Genomic DNA, 1,200 nt, shown 5'->3' on the forward strand with positions numbered 1-1,200 from the left:
TTGGCTTCAAAATAACGGGTGACCTCTTTAGGGGCGGTTTTAAAAAGTTCCTCATCCATGATACCCAAGCCCACGTGCAATTATTTGTACTTTTGCCAAGCGCGCTGCTAATGCGTGATGATCCATCTCACCTAGCAATTCATCCAAGCCTTTTAGAATATCCTCATAACTTTTTGCTTCTCTCACAAGCTTTTTAAAAGGCTCTAAAAGGGGTTCTAAGTCCTCTTCCCAGTCACTTAAAGCTTCTTCAGAAAGTCGGTCCAATTCGTCGTGATATTTCCCACCCTTCTCTTTTGCACCCTTGCTCTCTCTTGTCACAGAAACATCAAAAGCACCCCCACAATCAGCACAAACATGAGCCTTTTGTCTTGCCTCACCATCCTCTTGTCCCCTCTCATCATCAAGCGCATTATCAGGAGCCTTTAAAACATCTTCTTCTTTTGTTGGTTGCGAAAAGCCAATCTTATTGCGCACTTCTTGCGCCCCAACACGCAAACCCAAAGGCACGAGTTTTTCCAGCGCATCACTAATCGCTTTAATATCTTCATTTTCCGAAATCGGCCAATAGACAAGGGGGTAGCGCTCTTGGCGCCCAAAATTAATCTCAACAAAAGGCACAATCAAATCACGATTGGCTGTCAATGCCAATTGCCGTGCATCAGCTCTGGCAATATCATGACGCACATTTTCATGAATGCGCGCTTGCGAAAAGGACGAACCATCATCCGTCGTCATCGTTTGTCCCAACACACCCTTTGAAATCTGCCGATCTAAATATTCCGCCTTGACACCAAAAACCGCATTGCCACTGCCCCCTGCCGCTTCAATAAATTCAATCTCCATTTCTTTGGGAATAATCGCTGCCGCATCACTGGATAAATCACGTACAGCTTGAATGAGAACCCGCCGTTCCTCATGAGAAGAGCTCGCACCATATTTGCCCACACGCAACGGCATACCGTAAACTTCTAAGAAGGCCATCCAATCTTTTAAGGTATAAGACTTGAAGAGAAATGCCCAAGCTGCAAGCCGTGCAAGCCCCGTGCGGATAGGCAAACCACTTTTTAACTTGGGTCTGTGAATGGAAAATTTATAAGCAGGCAATTCAATACCATAGTGAGACCCCTCTTCTTTTAAACGCAAATGAAAACCATCCCGCCGGTCTAATTGAAAAAACCGCTGGTCACGCCATTTCCAAGC

The 1,200-nt window shown here is 45.4% G+C and carries 1 protein-coding gene; it reads right to left on the reverse strand.

The features are described 5' to 3' along the window. Positions 1-51 precede the first annotated feature (51 nt). The coding region (locus ACFIMC_RS03210; RefSeq protein WP_375680790.1) for a DUF935 family protein at positions 52-1,200 on the reverse strand (1,149 nt) is incomplete at its 5' end.

The organism is Bartonella sp. AP21QHHD (assembly GCF_042196205.1).
GTDB lineage: Bacteria > Pseudomonadota > Alphaproteobacteria > Rhizobiales > Rhizobiaceae > Bartonella.